This is a genomic window from Phenylobacterium sp. (assembly GCF_022402485.1).
Lineage (GTDB): Bacteria > Pseudomonadota > Alphaproteobacteria > Caulobacterales > Caulobacteraceae > Phenylobacterium.
The window spans coordinates 106,523-125,251 of sequence record NZ_JAKRSA010000031.1 but is presented as its reverse complement, the minus strand read 5'-3'; the positions used below and the strand labels follow the sequence as shown (position 1 = coordinate 125,251).

The window sequence follows — 18,729 nt, the reverse complement described above, 5'->3', positions numbered from 1 at the left end:
TTCCAGACCAACCTGCTGGCGCTGAACGCCGGGGTCGAGGCCGCCCGGGCCGGCGACGCCGGTCGCGGCTTTGCCGTGGTTGCCTCCGAGGTTCGGGCGCTGGCCCAGCGCTCGGCCGAGGCCGCCAAGGAGATCAAGGCCCTGATCAGCGCCTCCACCGAGCAGGTCTCTCAGGGGGTTGGTTTGGTCGGCAAGACCGGCGACGCCCTGGACCGCATCGTGAGCCAGGTCAGCCGGATCACTGGACTGGTCAGCGAGATCGCCTCCAGTGCGCAGGAACAGGCCACTGGCCTGCAGGAGGTCAATACGGCTGTCAATCAGATGGACCAGATGACCCAGCAGAACGCCGCCATGGTCGAAGAGTCCACCGCGGCCAGCCGCGCCCTGTCGCAGGACACCAATGAGCTCAGCCGCCTGATCAGCCGCTTCACCATCGACAGTGTCGCCGCCCGGCCGATCCGCACGTCTGCGCCGGCCCCGGCCCCGGCCCGCCAAGCTCCGGCCCCCGCCCCTGCGCCTCGTTTGCAGACCCGTGGCTCGACCGCCCTGAAGATGGCCCCCCAGACCGACGCCGAGGGCTGGGAAGAATTCTAAGACAGCCAAGGGCGCTCGCCATGGCGCCGGGCTCGCCTTGCTAGGGCTTCGCAGGATGATGGTGGCTGGTGCCTTACTTTGGGTGCTAGCGGCCCTGCTTGCTGCTATGCCGTCGTCGGTCTCGGCTTCGGGGTCGACCCGCCCTGCCGACCTGCGCCTGGAAGGCGTCCTCACGCGGGCGCAGCATGAAACCTATCTCGAACTGCCCTTTGCGGTCCCCCCGAGGACCGGACGGATCAGTGTCGTCTTTCGTCATGATGGCGCGGCCCACCGCACAACCGTGGATCTTGGCCTGCGTGATCCAGAACGCTTCCGGGGCTGGAGCGGGGGTGCCCGCGATCGCTTCATCCTGTCTGACAGTCATGCGACCCCGGGCTATCTTCCTGGCCCCTTGCCCGCAGGAACCTGGGCTCTCGTCCTTGGGGTTCCCAATCTCAGACCCGGCGTCACCACCACATATGCCGCCGAAATCTGGCTGGAGCGCGATGATGCTCCGGCCACCCTCAGCGATGTGACGCTCAAGGAGGGCCCGGCCTGGTGGCGGGGGGACCTCCATGTCCATTCCGGCCACAGCGACGGGACCTGCCGCAGCCAAAAAGGCGCTACCGTACCCTGTCCCCTGTTCCGCGTGGTTCAGACCGCCGCCGACCGGGGCCTGGATTTCATCGCCTTGACCGAACACAACGCCGCGTCCCAGGCCCAGGGTCTGCTGGAACTCCAGCCCTATTTTGATGACCTCCTGCTGATTCCAGGGCGGGAGCTCACCACTTTTGAGGGCCACGCGAATCTACTCGGCCTGACCGCGCCCCTGGAGTTCCAGATGGGACGACCCGGCGCGGCGAGCCTCGACGCCATTCTGGCGAGGGCAGCGTCCCTTGGGGCGGTGATCTCCATCAACCACCCACGCATGCCCTCCGGCGAGATCTGTATGGGGTGCGGCTGGCGCGGTGCGGCCGAGGTTTCGCAGGTTCACGCTGTGGAGGTGTTCAATGGCGGTGCCATGGCGGCGTTCGGGGGCCGGGCCGAGTCGCCGCTCAGTGGCGTCGCCTTCTGGGAGAGCCTGCTGAACGCCGGTCACCGCCTGACGGCGATCGCGGGCAGCGACAGCCATGACCCCGACAGGGCAGCAGGCGCTCCAGGTGCCCTGGGCCGTCCTGCCACCGTCATTCACGCAGATCGGCTCAGCCAAGGCGATCTGATGGCGGGCTTGCGGTCGGGTCGGGTGTTTGTCGACCTCACCCCTTCAGGGCTCAAGGCCCTGGACCTCGAGGCGCGCTCAGGCACCAGTCTTGCGCGCATGGGGCAGGTGCTGAAGGCTCCGGCCGGGGCCATAATCACCTTCCGGGTGACGGCAGAGGATGCCCCCGAAGCCCGCGCCCATGTGGTGCAGTCCGCAGGTGGCGGCGAGGTTCTTGTCCTGGCCGATGGAACGGGTGAACGGACCTTCACCCGTGTCAGCGACGGGACCCGAGGCTGGATCCGGATTGATCTTCGAGACTCCAACGGAGCTCTCATGGCCCTAGGCAATCCCATTTACCTGAATTGGGATGAAGGACGCTGAACCGTCCCGCGAGCCCCTACGACCCGGTCAGAACATGCTTAATCACGCGTTAAGCTAAGCTGCCTCATTCATGTCTTCGAGAGACGGGACGATCCCACCGTCACGAGGAGAACACGACATGGACCGTCGCAAGCTGATCATAAGCGGATTGGCGGTGGCCGGCTCGACGGGGCTGGCCAGCTGCGCCACGGCGCAGCAGACTCCCGCCCCCGGGGGCACCCCACTTGGGCAGGATCCCAACTATCCGGTGGAAGGCCAGCAGGCCGCCACCTACTCCCCCGAGGAAATTGTCCAGGACGTATCCGACTTTCTGGGCGTCACCGCCGAGGCGGCTGGCGGCGCGGTAGAACGCATCTTTGCCGAGAATGGCCGCCCGACCGGCTATATCGCCGGCGAAGAGGGCTCTGCGGCGATCACCATTGGTGCCCGCTACGGGCGCGGCCTACTCTATATGAAGAACCGCCAAACCCAGGAGGTCTTCTGGCAGGGGCCATCCGTGGGCTGGGACCTGGGTGCCAATGCCAGCCGGGTTTTCACCCTCTGCTACAACCTGCACTATCCCGACGCCATCTATCAGCGTTTCCCCGGCGTTGAGGGCTCGGCCTACCTGATTGGCGGCCTGGGGGTGAACTACCAGAAGGCCAGCGATATCATCCTGGCCCCGATCCGCGCGGGCTTTGGTCTGCGCCTGGGGGCCAATGTCGGCTACCTGGCCTATAGCCGGCAGCGGAACCTGTTCCCGTTCTGAGGCGGCGGGCGCGGCCATCGCCGCGCCCTTCGACCTAGCTTCGCAGCTTTGCGCCCACAGCCTTAGCGGCCGCCGCAACGACCTTGGCCGACAGGGCCTCGATCTCGGCTTCGCCCAGGGTGTGGTCCTGCGGCTGGATCAGGATCTCCACCGCCAGGGACTTTACCCCGTCGCCCAGGCTGGCTCCACGATAGACATCAAACACCCGTGTCTGGGCGATCAGCGTCTTGTCGGCGCTGGCCACGGCCCGGACGAGGTCGCCGGCCGCCACCGCCTCGTCCACCACAAAGGCGAAGTCCCGGCTGAGCGGCATGTGCGGCGACAGTGACAGGGCGGGCTTGGTCTTTACCGCCTTGCGCTTGCCCTCGGGCAGGGCGTCGAAATTGAGCTCAAAGGCCAGTACAGGGCCTGCCACATCCAAGGCCTTGAGCACCTGTGGGTGAAGCTCGCCAAACTCGGCGACCACGGTCTTGGGCCCCAGCTGCAGGCGCGCTGAACGCCCGGGATGCCACCATGATGCCGAGGACCCCTGAGCCGTCTGCAGCGACGGCGCGCCCAATTCCTCAAGCAGCGCCATCAGGTCGGCCTTCAGGGCAAACAGAGGATCCTCGCCCCCCCCATCCCAGCGCCGCGGCGCGTGGGGCGCAACTAGGCCGGCCACCACGGCGGACTGATCGGCGGGCTGGTCGCCGCGATAGATGGGGCCGATCTCGAACAGGGCGACATCGGCAAAGCCCTTGCGGGCGTTGCGCCCGGCCGCCTCGACCAGATTGGGCAGGACCGAGGGCCGCATGCAGTCCAGGTCCGCCGAGATCGGATTGGCGATCATCAGGGCGTCATCGCCACCGCCGAACAGCCGCGCCGCTGCCCGGGGCATGAAGCTCCAGCTCACGGTCTCCGCATAGCCCATGGCGGCCATGGCCCGTCGTGCGGCGCGCATGCGAGCCTGGCGCACGCTGAGCACGCCGCCGGCGGGTCTGGGCATCTCCGGAAGGGGCTCGGCGGGCAGGGCGGCGAAGCCCTCGATCCGCGCCACCTCCTCCACCAGATCGGCACGGCCTTCCACATCGCGGCGCCAGGTCGGCGGCGTCACTTGGCTGCCATCCACGGCAAATCCCAGGTCCCGCAGGATCTGATCAATCCGGGCCTCGCTCAGGGTCAGGCCCGACAGCTGGCGCACATAGGCCCGGTCGAAGGTGATAGGCCCCGGCGCCGCAGGCGCTTGGCCGGCCACCAGAATCTCTGAGGCCTCGCCACCGCAAAGCTCCAGGATCAGCCGCGTCGCCAGCTCCAGGCCGTCGATCACAAAGCCCGGGTCGACCCCACGGGCGAAGCGGTACTGCGCGTCCGAGGTGATGCCGGTGGTGCGGCCGGTCTGGGCGGTGCGGATCGGATCGAACCAGGCGCTCTCGACAAACACCTCGGTGGTGCCTTCCGAGCAGCCGGTGCTCTCGCCGCCCATGACCCCGCCCAGGCCCACAGCCCGCGCGCCGCTGCTGTCGGCGATGACGCACATCTCGCCGCCGATGTCGTAGGTCTTGCCATCCAGGGCCTCAAGGCGCTCACCCTCACGCCCCAGGCGGGCCTCGATCACCCCCCCCGACAACTTGGCGGCGTCATAGACGTGAAGGGGGCGGGCGCGGTCGTAGGAGATGAGGTTGGTGACATCCACCAGGGTGTTGATGGGGCGCAGGCCGATGGAGACCAGCTTCTGCTGCAGCCAGGTGGGCGAGGGCCCGTTCCTGACGCCGCGGATCAGCCGTCCAGCAAAAATCGGGCAGGCTTCTGGACTGTCGAGGCGGATCGAGACCGGGCAGGGGAAGGTGCCTGCCACCGGGGCGACCGACGGATCCTGCAGCGTGCCGAGGCCGGCGGCCGCAAGGTCGCGGGCGATGCCAACCACTCCCAGCCAGTCAGGACGGTTCGGGGTGACTTCGAAATCGATCACGGCCTCCAGGCCGAGCGCCTCGGCGGCTGAGGTCCCGACGGCGAGATCTCCGGGCAGCTCCATGATGCCGTCGGACTCCTCGGCGGCTTCCAGTTCTGAGGCCGAGCAAAGCATGCCGTTGGACACCACCCCGCGCACCGGGCGGGCCTCCAGCGTAATACCGGAGCCCGGCACATAGGCGCCCAGCGGCGCATAGATGGTGGTCAGGCCAGGCCGCGCATTGGGGGCGCCGCAGACGATCTCCTTGCGGCCGTCCCTGGTGTCCACCTGGCAGACCCGCAGACGGTCGGCGTTGGGGTGCTGCACCGCCTCGACGATCTTGGCCACGGAGAAGGCTGCCAGCTTGGCCGCCGGATTTTCCACATGCTCCACCTCCAGGCCGGCCATGGTCATGGCCTCGACCACCTGATCGACAGTGGCCTGGGTTTCCAGGTGTTCCTTGAGCCAGGACAGGGTGAACTTCATCGGATCAGCTCGTCAGATCGATCCCCTCCTGAGAGGGGGGCTGGGCGAGCGGCGAGGCGAACCTCGCGCTTGCGCCGGGGGGCACCCCAGGCTGGGGCGCTTCGAAGGGAGGTCAGCTCAGTCCCGTGGCCGGGTTGGGGGCGGCAAAGGGAGAGAAGCCGTAGTGACCAAGCCACCGGGTGTCGCCGGCGAACATGTCGCGCAGGTCAGGCATGCCATATTTCAGCATGCCCAGGCGATCCACGCCGAAACCGAAGGCAAAGCCCTGCCAGATCTCGGGGTCCAGGCCGCAGTTGCGCAGCACATTGGGATGCACCATCCCGCAGCCGACCACCTCCAGCCAGTCAGTGCCCTGGCCGATCTTGATGTCGCCGCCGGAGCGGTCGCACTGCACGTCCATCTCGGCCGACGGCTCGGTGAAGGGGAAGTGGTGCGGGCGGAAGCGGCTGACCACGCCCTCGGTCTCGAAGAACCGCGAGATGAAGGTCTCAAGGGTCCATTTCAGGTGGCCCATATGGACCGCCTTGTCGATCACCAGGCCCTCCATCTGGTGAAACATCGGCGTGTGGGTGGCGTCGGAGTCACAGCGATAGGTGCGGCCAGGCACCACCACGCGGATCGGCGGCTCCTGGCCGGTGGCGACCCAGGCCGGGACCTTTTCGTTGATCTGGCGCATCACCCGCACCTGCACCGGGCTGGTGTGGGTGCGCAGCACCTTGCGCTCGCCGGCCTCGTCGGCGGCCATGAAGAAGGTGTCGTGCATCTCCCGCGCCGGATGCTTGGGCGGGAAGTTCAGGGCGGTGAAGTTGTTGAAGTCGGTCTCGATGTCCGGCCCCTCGGCCACCGAGAAGCCCATCTCGGCAAAGATGGAGACCATTTCGTCCATCACCTGCATGGTGGGATGGACGCTGCCCCGTCGCCTGGTCGGGGCGGGCAGGGAGAGGTCGACGCCCTCGGCGGCCAGGCGCCGGTCGAGCTCAGCGGCCTCCATCTGCGCCTTGCGCTCGGCCAGGCGGGCGGCGACGGCGTCCCGCAGGCCGTTGATCGCGGGCCCCTGCTCCCGGCGTTCGTCGGGGCTCATCTTGCCGAGCGACTTCAAGAGCTCGGAGATCTGGCCGCTCTTACCAAGGGCTGAAATGCGGATCGCCTCCAGGGCGGCGGCGTCGGCGGCGGCGTCCACCTGGGCGATCAGGTCGGTCTTTAGAGTGTTGAGATTGGTCATGGCCTGGGTGCTCTATCGCGTGGGCGTAGCGGCGGAAAGGGCGGGCAGCAAAAAGCCCTCCGACGGCGACGCCGGAGGGCTTTTCAGTGAGATCGGAGAAGAGCTCTGACGCCCTCCGCAATCCTTAAGCCAGCGCGGCGCGAACCTTGTCGGCGATGGCCTTGAAACCGATCGGATCGTTGCCGGCGATGTCGGCCAGCACCTTGCGATCCATCTCGATCCCGGCCTTGTCGAGGCCGAAGATAAAGGTCGAATAGGTCATGCCTTCCAGACGCGCTGCGGCGTTGATCCGCTGGATCCACAGGGAGCGGAAGTTACGCTTGCGCACCTTGCGGTCGCGATAGGCGTACTGGCCGGCCTTGTCGACGGCGGCCTTGGCGGTCCGGATGGTGTTCTTGCGGCGGCCGTAGAAGCCCTTGGCCTGCTCGAGAACTTTTTTGTGTCGGGCGTGGGCAACCACACCGCGTTTAACGCGTGCCATATCTTATGTGCTCCCGATCACAGGCCGTAGGGCAGGAAGGTCTTGATGATGCGGGCATCGGCCGCGCTCATGACCTTGGTGCCGCGGTTCTGGCGGATGTACTTGCTGTTATGGCTGATCAGCCGGTGGCGCTTGCCTGCGACGCCGGCCTTGATCTTGCCCGTCGCCGTCAGTTTGAAGCGCTTTTTGGCGCCTGACTTCGTCTTCAGTTTCGGCATTTCACTTGCGGAGCGCCAGGCACCCCGTCCTCTGGTGTATTGATGAGCCGTCCTGGCATGCCTGTTGGCCAGACGGCTCCGAAGGGGCGGGTGCTACGCCAGCTTGGCTCAAAAGGCAAGTCCGCCTGCGGCCTCAGGCCCGGCGATCCGGGGCGATCCGCATGATCTGCAGGCACAGCCAGATGGCCGGCAGGATCAGCAGGGCCGTCAGGGCGAAGGGCGCCCCTGGGGACACCAGCGAGAAGAGCTGACCGGCCAGAATGGGTCCGCCGATCCGGGCCAGGGCGCTATTGGACATGTTCAGGCCCAGGACTTCGCCCTGGCGTTCCGGCGGGGTGGCCATGGAGATCAGGGCCACCAGGTTGGGGAAGGTAATCGACTGCCCCAGGACAACAATGGCCAGGCCAACCACCGCCATAGGCCAGCTTGGGGCGGTGAACTGGGTGATCATGCCCATAAACATCAGACAGAGGCCGGCCAGGAGCACGCGCCCCTCCCCATAGCGACGCACCAGCATGCCGGTCAGCGACCCCTGGGCCACGGCGCCGATCACGCCGGCCAGCATGAACGCCAGTCCGATCTCCTTGGGTCCCCAGCCGAAGCGCGCCTCGGTCCAGAGCCCATAGGTGGCCTCGATCCCGGCAAAGCCCGAGATGGTCACGAAACTGATCAGAAAGACCCGGACGATCACCGGGTCGGCCAGGGCGGCTCTCAGGGCCGTCCCCCGAGGCGGTGCCGGCGGGCGGGGCGTTCCCTCAGGTCGGGCTGTGATGGTCTCGCGCATGAACAGGACGACACCAAGCGCTGAAGCCAAACCAAAGGCTGCGGCGGCAAACAGGGGAATGTGGAAGCCGGTGGGGCCAAGCTCGGGCCTGGCCAGCAGGCCCCCCAGGCCGGGGCCTACCATGAAGCCCAGCGAGAACGCGGACCCCATGACCGCCATGCGCCCCGCCCGCTGATGGGCAGGGGTGATGTCCGCCAGATAGCCTTGCAGGGTCGAGATGTTGCCCGACAGGAAGCCGCTCACCAGGCGCACCACCAGCGCGGCCCAGATGCCGGGCGCGAACGCCAGGGCCACATAGGCCAGAGCGCCCCCCAATGTCGTGGCGATCAGAACTGGCCGTCGCCCGATCCTGTCGGAGAGCTTGCCCCAGAACGGCTCGCCCAGAAACTGCCCCACAGAGTATGCGGAGAACATCAGGGTGATCTGCCAGGCTGGCGCGTCAAAGGCCTGCCCGAAGAATGGCAGCAGCGGGATGACGAGGCCAAACCCCGCCATGTTCAGGAAGATCACTGACAGCAGCACGACCAGCGCCCGCAGATCCCCCTGCGGCGCGGCCCCAGTCATGGCCGCTCGGCCTCGGTTTTCATCACGTCTTCGCCCTGCGCCTCAGGGGCTGCGGGGGCCAGCGGCGGCGCCCTGCGGCTGGCCGACAGGGCCAGCCAGATGGCAGGCGCCAGGATGAAGGCGGCCAGGAAGAAGGGGCCATTGATGGAGATCCCGGCAAAGGCCAAGCCGGCGCAAAGGGGCCCGATCACCCGGGCCAGGGCCCCCATGGCGTTATTCAGCCCCAGGATCTGTCCGGTCCGGCTGGGGTCGGCACTGCGGGAGATGATCGCGGCGACATTGGGGAAGGCCACCGACTGGCCAATGGCCATGGCGCACATCAGGGCGATGACCACCGCGCCGTTGGGGGCGAAGGGGTGGGCCAGCGCGCTTAGGAGGGTCACCACCATGCCCACGGCCAGCATGGGTCCCTCGCCATACCGCTCAGACAGACGGCCGGTGATGAACATCTGAGTGGTGGCCGCGCAGATGCCGACAAAGGCAAAGCAGACCCCGATCTCCCGGGGTCCCCAGTCGAACCGCGCCTGGGTCCAGAGGCCGAAGATCGACTCCACCCCGGTAAAGGCAAACCCGACCATGAAGGTCAGCAGCATCAACCGGCCCACCACCGGATGGCGGACAGCTTCGCCGATAGCCGACCAACGGCTGGGCTGGTGCTCGAACACCTCCTCCCGGGCGCGGCTCTCGCGGATGAACACCAGGATCGACAGGGCGGATGCCGCCGCCAGACCAGACGCGATCAGCAGCGGCAGCCGGAACCCCAGGGGGCCGGCTTCGGGATGGGCGAAGATACCACCGACCGAGGGCCCGACGATCAGGCCAATGTTCCAGGCTGCGCCCATGTGGGACATCCGCCGGGTCCGCTTTTCGGGCGGGGTCACATCGGCGATATAGCCCTGGATCACCGACCCATTGCCGCTGGCCAGCCCCCCCAGGAAGCGAACGGCCAGGGCAACCCAGACATTGGGGGCAAAGGCCAGGGCGAGGTAGCAGAGGCAGTTGCCAAGGATGGTGCTGATCAGAATGGGCTTGCGGCCATAGCGGTCCGACAGCCGCCCCCAGAAGGGCTCGCCGAAGAAGGCACCTGCAGAATAGGCCGAAAAGATCAGGGCGATCTGCCATGCCGGGGCATCAAACGACTTGGCGTAGAAGGGCAGCAACGGAACGATGATCCCGAAGCCCAGCATATTAATGAAGATGACGGCGATCAGCGACGGCGCGGCCATTGCGGACGGAGTCGCCGCGCCAGGCGCAGTCTTCGACATGATCCGGTGTTAGGCGTAGCCTCTAATTCGGGCAAGACCTCTCATACCGAGATTTTCTGACGGCTGGGTCAGGGTGCCTTGTGACCACTGCCCGTTCTGCGGAAGCCGGGCCGATGGACAAAGAAAAGGGCCGGCGTCACCGCCGGCCCTGCTGGTCTGATCTGGAAGCCTGACTTAGCGGGGCGCCAGGATCATGATCATCTGGCGGCCCTCCATGCGGGGCTCATATTCGACCTTGGCCACCTCTTCGAAGTCGGCCTTGACCTTCTGCAGCAGCTTCATGCCCAGCTCCGGGTGCGCCAGTTCACGGCCCCGGAAGCGCAGGGTGACCTTCACCTTGTCGCCCTCATCGAAGAAGCGGTGCATCGAGCGCGACTTCACCTCGTAGTCGTGGGTGTCGATGTTGGGGCGGAGTTTGATCTCCTTGATCTCCACCACCTTCTGCCGCTTGCGCGCCTCGTTCTTTTTCTTCTGTTCCTGGAACTTGAACTTTCCATAGTCCAGAATCTTGCAAACGGGCGGATCCGCGTTGGGCACGATCTCGACCAGATCGAGGCCAGCTTCCGCAGCGGCTTCCAGAGCCGATGACGTGGGCATGACGCCCTGCTTTTCGCCCTGCTGGTCAATCAGCAGAACGCGCGGAACACGGATATCCTCGTTGATGCGCGGCCCATCCTTCTGGGGCGGCGCCTGCATGGGGCGGCGAATCGGCAAAGCTCCTAAGTCTGTTTCAATGCGTATTGAGGGCGCGTGGTCGCACCCTTCTGACCTTAGACTATATGACGAAGCGCTCGGAGGCGATCAAGCATTCGAGCCGTCGGGAAACCTGGCCAGAGCCCGGGCGGTCTGCAGCACCTGAGCCACAGGCATTTGGGCGAGATCATCGGCCTGCAGCACGGCAACATGGCCCCGCGGTGCCGAGAGAATCGGATCGGAGGCTTTGGAGAACAGGACAATGGTCGGTGGCCCTGCCGCAGCCGCCAGATGCACGGGTCCTGTGTCATTGCCGATCACCAGGGCGGCCCTGGCCCCCAGCAGGGCGATTCGCGCCAGATCGGTGCGCCCCGTGAGGTCACGGGCCTTGCCCACGCGGCGCTGAATGGTTCGCGCCATGGCGCTTTCCTGCGGCCCGCCGATGACGACGATGTCAAAGCCCGCAGCGTAGAGGATCTGGGCCAGCTCTCCATACAGTTCCACGGGCCAGCGTTTCTCGGGGCGATGGGCCGAACCGCCGGGGGCCATCAGGACATAGGGCCGAGGCTGAATGCCGCCCGCCACGGGCCTGGGATCTTCGGCCTTGCGCAGGATCCAGGCCACATCGGGACCGGGCGCTGTGCCAGGTTCTGTCGGCGCATCGGACCAGATGCCGGCGTCCTTGAGCTGGTCGGCGTGACGCTCAAGGGTGTGCATCTTGTCCCGACGGGGATTGCGATGGGGCAGGGCGCAGCCTGCGGCCACCCCCGACCACTCAGGCGGGAACGGGCGCAATCCGTGGAAAATCAGGTTCGAACGCGATGAGGTTTGCAGGTCATAGACCCGATCGTACTTGGCCTTGCGCAGCCGCCCCACCAGGGACAGCCACTCCTCGATTCCCGCGGGCCGCCCGTCGGTCTCGACAACGTTGAAATAGGGGCACTGCTTGGCCAGGCCCTCGAAGGGCGGCGTGGTCAACAGGGTGATCCTCGCCCTCGGATGGGCCTGGCGAATCTTCTTGGCCGCGGCCAGGGCAAGGATGAAGTCCCCCATGGCCGACAGCTTGATGATCAGGACCTTTTTGATCTCCCGGGGTTTGATCTCCCGTAGCTTGGTCTCGCGGGGCGCCATCAGGTTCGGGCCTCCAAAACACGCTCATAGGCCTGCAGGGTCGCCGCGCACATGGCGTCCACCGAATAGAGCCGCCGCGCCCGGTTGGCGGCCGTCCGCCCCATAGCCTGCAGACGTGCAGGGCCGGCCTCCATGGCCCGTCTCAGGGTGCTGGTCCACGCCTCCACATCGCCGGGTGCCGCCAGCCAGCCGGTCTCACCGGAGATCACCGTTTCCGTCATTCCGCCCAGCTGAGAAGCGACCACGGGCCGGCCCATGACCTGGGGCTCCACAGCGGTGCGGCCAAAGGATTCCGGGACGATAGAGGGCAGAATGGCGACATCGGCGAGAAGATAGGCTGCTGGCATGTCATCGCAATGGCCCACAAGAAACACCTGATCCCCCAGCCCCTCGGCTTCGATCTGGGCGACCAGTTCAGCACGATAGGCGCTGCGCCCCTGATCATCACCGACCAGAAGGATACGGAAGGTGCCCTGGCCCGCTGCCTTCAGCCGGGCCGCAGCGGCGATGACCGTACTGTGCCCCTTGATGCGGGTCAGGCGCGCGGCCAGCAGGAAGGTGGTCACGTTGGGATTGGGCGGGATGTTCCAGGCCCGACGCAGGGCGTCCACACGTTCAGGGGTCACCCAGTTGGGATTGAACCGCTCAAGGTCGACGCCTCTGGGGATGCTGACGATACGCTCTGGGTCGATGTGATGTTCACTCAGCACATGGTCGCGGGTGAAGTCGGAATTGGCGATCACCAGGTCACCGCGAGTCATGACGGCGTTGTACCAGCGTTTCAGCCGGGTCTTGGCGTTATAGACCCCGTGATAGGTGGCCACAAAGGGTGTGCGGGTGGCATGGGCCGCCCACAGGGCTGAGAAGGCCGGAGCCCGCGACCTGGCGTGGACAAGGCTCACCTGCTCGCGGCGGATCAGGTCCACCAGCCGGGCAGCGTTTCCCAGCATGACCAGGGGGTTCTTGGTCTGGACCGGCATCTGGGCCAGACGCCCCCCGTCCGATTCCAGGCGCGCGGCCATCCGACCGCCCCGGGTGGCCACCAGCGCCTTGCCGCCGGCGCGCACCACCGCATGGGCGATATCGATCGTGGTCTGCTCGGCCCCGCCCGTGTCGAGCTCGGGCACGACCTGCAGAAGGGTGAAGTCCGGGGGCAATGTCACGGCGACCTGCATATCGTAGAACACGCCCTCGTAAACCCCAGACGATCTGGGTTGGGGGCTCATGGCGCGCTATAGGGGGCCATGCATGAAGAAACCGGATATCTGCGCCGTCCTGATGGCACGGCCCTGGCCTATCGACGTGTGGGTGGGCGCGGTCCTACCGTGGTCTGGATGGGGGGGTTCCGCTCCGACATGGCCGGGACCAAGGCGGAGGTGTTGGCCGACTGGGCCCTGGCGCGGGGTCAGGCCTATGTGCGGTTCGACTATTTCGGCCATGGAGAGTCTGAGGGCGACTTCGCTCAGGGCACGATCAGCCGCTGGCGGGAGGATGCCCTGGCGGTCCTCGATGAACTGACGCCTGGCCCCGTGGTCGTCGTGGGGTCGTCCATGGGCGGCTGGATCGCCTGCCTTGCGGCCCTGGCCCGTCCAGATCAGGTGAGGGGCCTCGTCCTGATCGCGCCAGCCCCGGACTTCACCGAAAAACTCATGGGCCCCGAGATCGACGCTGCAGCCCGTCTGGCCCTGGTTGAGACCGGGGTCTGGATGCGTCCGTCTGACTATGGCGAGCCCTATCCCATCACCGCCGCCCTGCTGGAGGACGGTGACCGCTGGTCGATCCTGCCGGGGCCCGTTCCTGTCCAGGTGCCCACTCGCATACTTCAGGGTGGCGCAGATCCCGATGTGCCCTGGCGCCATGCCCTGGAGCTCGCCTGGGCGATCCAGACGCCTGATGTGGTGTTCCAGCTGATCACAGATGGGGATCATCGTCTGTCGCGGCCTCAGGATCTGGCCCGCCTGACAGCTGCGCTGGAAGAGTTGGTTCACCCCCCGGCCTGAAGGATGGCCGCCAGGCCCTCCCGATAGGTCGGATAAGCCGGTCGCCACCCCAGTTCCGCCTTGGCCCGGGCGTTGGAGACCCGCTTGGTCTCAGCATAGAAGCGCTGTGCCGGCCCCTTGAGCTGGGCGTCCCCCAGCGAAATTTCCGGCGGAACCGGCAGACCCAGAAGACCTGCCGCATAGGCCACCACCTCGCTGTTGGGGGCCGGCGCATCATCACACAGATTGTAGATCCCGCCGGCCCTGGGTCGGGCCATGGACGCCACGAGCCCTGCGGCCAGATCATCCACGTGGATGCGTGAAAACACCTGACCAGGCGCTGTGATCCGCTTGGCCCGGCCCTCGCGCAGACGATCAAAGGTGGACCGGCCTGGGCCATAGATGCCGGGTAGACGGAAGATGGTGGTGGTCAGGCCCATGCCCTTGCCCACGTCCAGCCAGTCCCGCTCGGCCGCCACCCGTCTGGCCCCCTCCATGGATTGGGCCAACAGCCGGCTGGTCTCGAAGACCCAGCCCCCCTGACGGTCCCCATAGACCCCGGTGGTGGAGAGATACCCCACCCAGTCGGGAAAGGCGCCGCCCCGGGCCAGAGCCGGGACCAGGGTGCGAAGCCCGGGACAGCCCTGAGCATCCGGGGCGGCCGTGACCAGGACCGCCTTGGCGATCTTCAGCTCAGTGGCCAGGGCCTCTGGGTCATTGACCGATACGGCCTCGACCCCGAGCGCCCTCAACCGCTCGCCGTCCGCCTCCCGGCGATAGCTGGCCGCAAGGCTCCAGCCCGCCCTTGCCAGCTGGGTCCCCAGCGCGGCTGCGGAAAACCCGTAGCCAAAGGTGAACAGCCGCACGGGCCCGGCCTATTCGGCCGCCACCGCCTTGCCCGTATCGGTGGCTGCCGCTGCCCGCTCGGCGTTCCAGTGGGACTCGCAAGGGATCTTGCTCAGGTCAGCGCGGTCGGCATAGGCCCGGGCGATCTCGGCCACCTCCAGCAGCAAGCCGTCGGCCAGCCGGATGGGATTCAGGCCGTAGTCCAACAGGCATTTGTTCTCGACCAGCAGGTCGTTTTCGTCGGCCTCAGCCCGGGGATTGGGCAGATGGGCCACCTCGGCTTGGGTCAGGCCGGCGATCATCTGGGCCAGGTCGCGCACCCGCCAGGTCTCGGTCATCTGGTTCATGACCTTAACCCGCTCGCCCCGCTCGGGGGGATGGGCCAGCGCCAGCTCGACGCAGCGCACGGTGTCCTGAATATGGATGAAGGCCCGGGTCTGGCCGCCCGCCCCATGGATGGTCAGGGGATAGCCCACAGCCGACTGCATCAGGAAGCGGTTCAGAACCGTGCCGTAGTCGCCGTCATAGTCAAACCGATTGATCAGCCGCTCGTCCTGCCGGGTTTCCTCCGTCTGGGTGCCCCAGACGATGCCCTGGTGCAGATCGGTGATCCGCAGGTGGTCGTTCTTGGCGTAGAACTGGAACAGCAGGGCGTCCTGGGTCTTGGTCATGTGATAGATCGACCCCGGATTGGCCGGATAGAGGATCTCCCGCTCGACCCAGCCCTCAGGGGTCTCGATCTTGACCGTCAGATAGCCCTCCGGGATCGCCGCGCCTGCCGTGCCGTAGCCATAGACCCCCATGGTCCCCAGGTGGGCCAGATGGATGTCCAGGCCTGAGTCCACGATGGCCGCCAGCACGTCATTGGTGGCGTTCAGGTTGTTGTCGACGGTGTAGCGCTTATGCTGGGCCGACTTCATCGAATAGGGCGCGGCCCGCTGTTCGGCGAAATGGACGATGGAGTCCGGTCGCCAGGTCTTCAAGAGATCCAGCAGGGCGTCGTAATCCTTGCCCACGGTGATGTCGTGAAAGCCGATCTCGTGGCCCGACACCTCTTTCCAGGCTGCGATTCGCTCGTGGATGTCCCGGACAGGGGTCAGGGACTGAACCCCCAGCTCCCCATCAATCCGTCGCCTGGACAGGTTGTCGACAATGGCCACCTCGTGGCCGCGGGCAGAGAGATGGAGGGCTGTGGGCCATCCACAAAAGCCATCTCCGCCGAGAATGAGTACGCGCATCGCCGCTCCGATCCGTGCAGGACTTCATCTGCGCCACGGCTAACAAACGCCAGAGCGTTGGGGAAGCGTTGAGCGCTCGATTGCGCTGGATCAAAACCCGCACGATGTGGTGAGTGACCGCCTCAGAGCAGGGCGCTGATTACGTCACGGGCGCTCTGACCCAGGCTGGGATGACGCAGGGCGAACGCCACATTGGCGCGCAGAAGGCCAAGCTTGTCGCCGCAGTCATAGGTTACCCCATCATATTCCAGGGCATGGAAGGGCTGTAGCTTCATCAGCTCGGCCATGGCGTCGGTCAGCTGGATCTCTCCGCCGGCGCCCTTGCCCTGCTTTTCCAGCAGCGGGAAGATTTCGGGCTGCAGCACGTAGCGCCCACTGATGAACAGGTTCGAAGGCTCAGTGCCGGGTGCCGGTTTCTCCACCATGCCCCGCATCCGGTTGAGGCGGCCAGTCTGGCTTTCCAGGTCGACGATGCCGTACTTGTGGGCCTCGCCCTCAGGTGCCGGCTCCACCACCACGATGTTCCCGCCGACCTCGCTGTGGGCGTTGACAGCCTGCGCTAGCGCCGCAGGATCGGCTGCCATCAGCATGTCCGGCAGCATGACGGCAAAGGGCTCGTCACCGATGATGTCGCGGGCGCACCAGACTGCGTGGCCCAGACCCAAAGGGGCCATCTGACGCACGAAGCTCATCTGGCCGGGCTTGGGCAGGTCCCGGCGCACCTCGGCCAGGATGTCGGTCTTACCCTTGGCCTCAAGGGCACCCTCGATTTCAGGGGCGGCGTCGAAATAGTCCTCGATCGCGCCCTGTCCGCGCCCGACGATAAAGACGAAGTGCTCGATACCGGCCGCCCGGCCTTCCTCGATCACATAGGACAGGATGGGGCGGTCAAAGACGTTGAGCATGTTCTTTGGGGTCGTCTTGGCCCCGGGAAGCACCCGCGTCCCCAGTCCCGCCACCGGCAGCACCGCCTTACGAACCCGCCTCGTCATCCCGTCCTCCGTCCATGCCGCCCAACTCGCTAGACGAGGGCGCGGGGGAAATCCACCACCGTCGGATGAAATCCCATGGGCCTGGAGCGCTTAGCCCAGGATCATGTCACTCGACGGTGACCGACTTGGCCAGGTTGCGCGGCTGATCCACGTCGGCACCCTTCTGCACGGCCACATGATAGGCCAGCAGCTGGATGGGGGCTGACATGACCAGGGTAGACACCAGAGGGTCGGAGGAGGGGGCTGTGACCACCACCTTGGCCCCGTCCGGCGCATGCTTGGCCCCTTCAGTGTCGGTGATGAACACCACCTGGCCGCCCCGGGCCATGACCTCGCTCATGTTGGAGGCCGACTTCTCGAACCAGGAGTCATAAGGTGCCAGGATGATGATCGGCGTCTGGTCGTCCACCAGGGCGATAGGGCCATGCTTCAGCTCGCCAGCCGCATAGCCCTCGGCATGGATGTAGCTGATCTCCTTGAGCTTCAGCGCGCCCTCCAGGGCCAGCGCCGACATGGGCCCTCGGCCGAGATAGAGCACGTCCTTGGCCTTGGCGATCTCGGTGGCGATGGCGCTGATGGCGTCCTCCAGGCCGATGGCCTCAGCCATCAGACGGGGTGCGCCCAGCAGCACCTTGACCAGCCGGGCCTCCTCGGCCGCATCGATCCTGCCCCGGGCCTTGGCCGCGGCGATGGCCAGGGCGATCAGCACACTGACCTGGGCGGTGAAGGCCTTGGTCGACGCCACCCCGATCTCTGGCCCGCAATGGATCGGCCACACCACATCCACCTCCCGGGCGATGGTGGATTCGGTGGCATTGACGATGGCGGCGCTGCGCATGTCCCGGGCCTTGCAGTAGCGCAGGGCCGCCAGGGTGTCGGCGGTTTCCCCCGACTGGGACATGGCGATCACCAGGGCACCGGGCCGCAGGGCGGGCTGGCGGTAGCGGAACTCCGAGGCGATCTCCACGTCCACCGGCAGATCGGCCAGCTGCTCGATCAGATAGCGGCCGATCATGCCGGCGATATAAGAGGTGCCGCAGGCGACGATCTGAATGCGCTCCAGGCTAGCGAAATCCAGCCCCCCGGGAATGGCGGCCCGGCTGGTCAAGGTGTCCACATAGGCCGCGATGGTGCGCTGGCACCCCTCGGGCTGGTCGTGGATTTCCTTCTCCATGAAGTGCCGGTAGTTGCCCCGCTCTACCAGGGCTGCAGCCTGGGCGAGCTGCTTGACCTCCCGGACCACGCCTTCGCCCGCGGCATCGAAGATCTCGGCCTTGTCATGGTCGATGCGGACGAAGTCACCCTCCTCCAGATAGGCCACACGGTTGGTGAAGGGGCCGACCGCCAGGGCGTCGGAGCCCAGGAACATCTCGCCTACGCCATAGCCGACCACCAGGGGGCTGCCCCGCCGGGCACCAAACACTGCCTGATCCTCGCCGGCGATCAGCACCGCCAGGGCATAGGCGCCGGTCAGTCGGTCCAGGGTGGCCTTCAGGGCCTTGAGCGGCGGAAGGCCCGCCTGCAGCTGACTGTCCAGCAGGTGGGCGATGATCTCGGTGTCGGTGTCGCTGGAAAAGGTCCGCCCCTGAGCCTCCAGCTCCCGCCGCAGCTCGGCGAAATTCTCGATGATGCCGTTATGGACCAGGGTGACCCTGCCGGCCGTATGGGGATGGGCGTTACGCTCCGAAGGTGCCCCGTGGGTCGCCCATCGGGTGTGGCCAATGCCCACCTTGGCCACTAGGGGCTCGGCCGCCAGCACGTCCTGCAGGGCGCGGATCTTGCCCTTGGCCCGGCGGCGCTCGACCTGCCCTGTGCCCGTAACCCCCGCCACCCCGGCGGAGTCATAGCCGCGATATTCCAGGCGCAGCAGGCTCTCCACCAGCCGGTCCTGAACGTCGGTCTTGCCGACAATGCCAATGATGCCGCACATGGCCTGAACCTCACGTTTTGCCGGATGGCTCCGACACGCCTAATGTCTGGCCATGCGCCGCCTTTAGCAT

The 18,729-nt window shown here is 66.4% G+C and carries 17 protein-coding genes; 4 read left to right on the top strand and 13 right to left on the bottom strand.

Annotated elements, in window-relative coordinates; genetic code table 11:
* The 3 genes from MH112_RS14070 to MH112_RS14060 all read left to right on the top strand — a co-directional run.
* Positions 1-594, top strand: a 594-nt coding sequence (locus MH112_RS14070; RefSeq protein ID WP_296568887.1) for a methyl-accepting chemotaxis protein, incomplete at its 5' end; no start/stop codon positions are given.
* A gap of 106 nt (positions 595-700) precedes the next feature.
* Positions 701-2,155: a CehA/McbA family metallohydrolase gene (locus MH112_RS14065; protein ID WP_296568884.1), complete on the top strand. Its 1,455-nt coding sequence runs from the start codon at positions 701-703 to the stop codon at positions 2,153-2,155.
* A 118-nt stretch (positions 2,156-2,273) separates the two neighbouring features.
* Entirely contained in the window at positions 2,274-2,903 is a 630-nt protein-coding gene (locus MH112_RS14060) for a DUF1134 domain-containing protein (RefSeq protein WP_296568881.1), read from the top strand.
* A gap of 34 nt (positions 2,904-2,937) precedes the next feature.
* Here MH112_RS14060 and pheT read toward each other — a convergent pair whose 3' ends face one another.
* From pheT to MH112_RS14015, 9 genes are all read right to left on the bottom strand, one after another.
* Positions 2,938-5,316 (bottom strand): phenylalanine--tRNA ligase subunit beta, encoded by a 2,379-nt coding sequence (gene pheT, locus MH112_RS14055; RefSeq protein ID WP_296568878.1) that lies wholly within the window; start codon positions 5,314-5,316, stop codon positions 2,938-2,940.
* 112 nt (positions 5,317-5,428) lie between these two features.
* A complete protein-coding gene (gene pheS, locus MH112_RS14050) occupies positions 5,429-6,538 on the bottom strand; it encodes a phenylalanine--tRNA ligase subunit alpha (RefSeq protein WP_296568875.1) in 1,110 nt (369 codons plus the stop codon).
* A gap of 124 nt (positions 6,539-6,662) precedes the next feature.
* Complete coding sequence (gene rplT, locus MH112_RS14045) at positions 6,663-7,019, bottom strand: 50S ribosomal protein L20 (RefSeq protein WP_296568872.1); 357 nt, start codon at positions 7,017-7,019, stop codon at positions 6,663-6,665.
* 17 nt (positions 7,020-7,036) lie between these two features.
* Positions 7,037-7,237 (bottom strand): 50S ribosomal protein L35, encoded by a 201-nt coding sequence (gene rpmI, locus MH112_RS14040; RefSeq protein WP_296568869.1) that lies wholly within the window; start codon positions 7,235-7,237, stop codon positions 7,037-7,039.
* 133 nt (positions 7,238-7,370) lie between these two features.
* Entirely contained in the window at positions 7,371-8,585 is a 1,215-nt protein-coding gene (locus MH112_RS14035; protein ID WP_296568866.1) for an MFS transporter, read from the bottom strand.
* Positions 8,582-9,850, bottom strand: a complete 1,269-nt coding sequence (locus tag MH112_RS14030) for an MFS transporter (RefSeq protein WP_296568863.1) — start codon at positions 9,848-9,850, stop codon at positions 8,582-8,584. The genes MH112_RS14035 and MH112_RS14030 overlap by 4 nt, the downstream gene beginning before the upstream one ends.
* Positions 9,851-10,024: 174 nt before the next feature.
* Positions 10,025-10,546 carry a translation initiation factor IF-3 gene (infC, locus tag MH112_RS14025; RefSeq protein WP_296568899.1) on the bottom strand — a complete coding sequence of 174 codons (522 nt, stop codon included), beginning with the start codon at positions 10,544-10,546 and terminating at the stop codon, positions 10,025-10,027.
* Between the two features lie 105 nt (positions 10,547-10,651).
* Positions 10,652-11,674: a glycosyltransferase family 9 protein gene (locus MH112_RS14020; protein WP_296568861.1), complete on the bottom strand. Its 1,023-nt coding sequence runs from the start codon at positions 11,672-11,674 to the stop codon at positions 10,652-10,654.
* Positions 11,674-12,849, bottom strand: coding sequence for a glycosyltransferase family 4 protein (locus MH112_RS14015; RefSeq protein WP_296568896.1), 1,176 nt, complete (start codon positions 12,847-12,849; stop codon positions 11,674-11,676). The genes MH112_RS14020 and MH112_RS14015 overlap by 1 nt, the downstream gene beginning before the upstream one ends.
* 69 nt (positions 12,850-12,918) lie before the next feature.
* On the opposite strand from MH112_RS14015, the gene MH112_RS14010 reads away from it, so the two are divergent.
* The gene (locus MH112_RS14010) at positions 12,919-13,674 is read left to right on the top strand and encodes an alpha/beta hydrolase (RefSeq protein WP_296568859.1); all 756 of its coding nucleotides are present in this window, start codon (positions 12,919-12,921) and stop codon (positions 13,672-13,674) included.
* On the opposite strand, the gene MH112_RS14005 is transcribed toward MH112_RS14010, so the two are convergent.
* From MH112_RS14005 to glmS, 4 genes are all read right to left on the bottom strand, one after another.
* Positions 13,659-14,519, bottom strand: coding sequence for an SDR family oxidoreductase (locus MH112_RS14005; protein ID WP_296568857.1), 861 nt, complete (start codon positions 14,517-14,519; stop codon positions 13,659-13,661). The two genes, MH112_RS14010 and MH112_RS14005, sit on opposite strands and share 16 nt — an antisense overlap.
* A 9-nt stretch (positions 14,520-14,528) precedes the next feature.
* Positions 14,529-15,737, bottom strand: coding sequence for an NAD-dependent epimerase/dehydratase family protein (locus tag MH112_RS14000; protein ID WP_296568854.1), 1,209 nt, complete (start codon positions 15,735-15,737; stop codon positions 14,529-14,531).
* Positions 15,738-15,859: 122 nt separating this feature from the next.
* The gene (locus MH112_RS13995) at positions 15,860-16,729 is read right to left on the bottom strand and encodes a UTP--glucose-1-phosphate uridylyltransferase (RefSeq protein ID WP_296568852.1); all 870 of its coding nucleotides are present in this window, start codon (positions 16,727-16,729) and stop codon (positions 15,860-15,862) included.
* 106 nt (positions 16,730-16,835) lie between these two features.
* Positions 16,836-18,659, bottom strand: coding sequence for a glutamine--fructose-6-phosphate transaminase (isomerizing) (gene glmS / locus MH112_RS13990; protein ID WP_296568850.1), 1,824 nt, complete (start codon positions 18,657-18,659; stop codon positions 16,836-16,838).
* Positions 18,660-18,729: the final 70 nt, after the last annotated feature.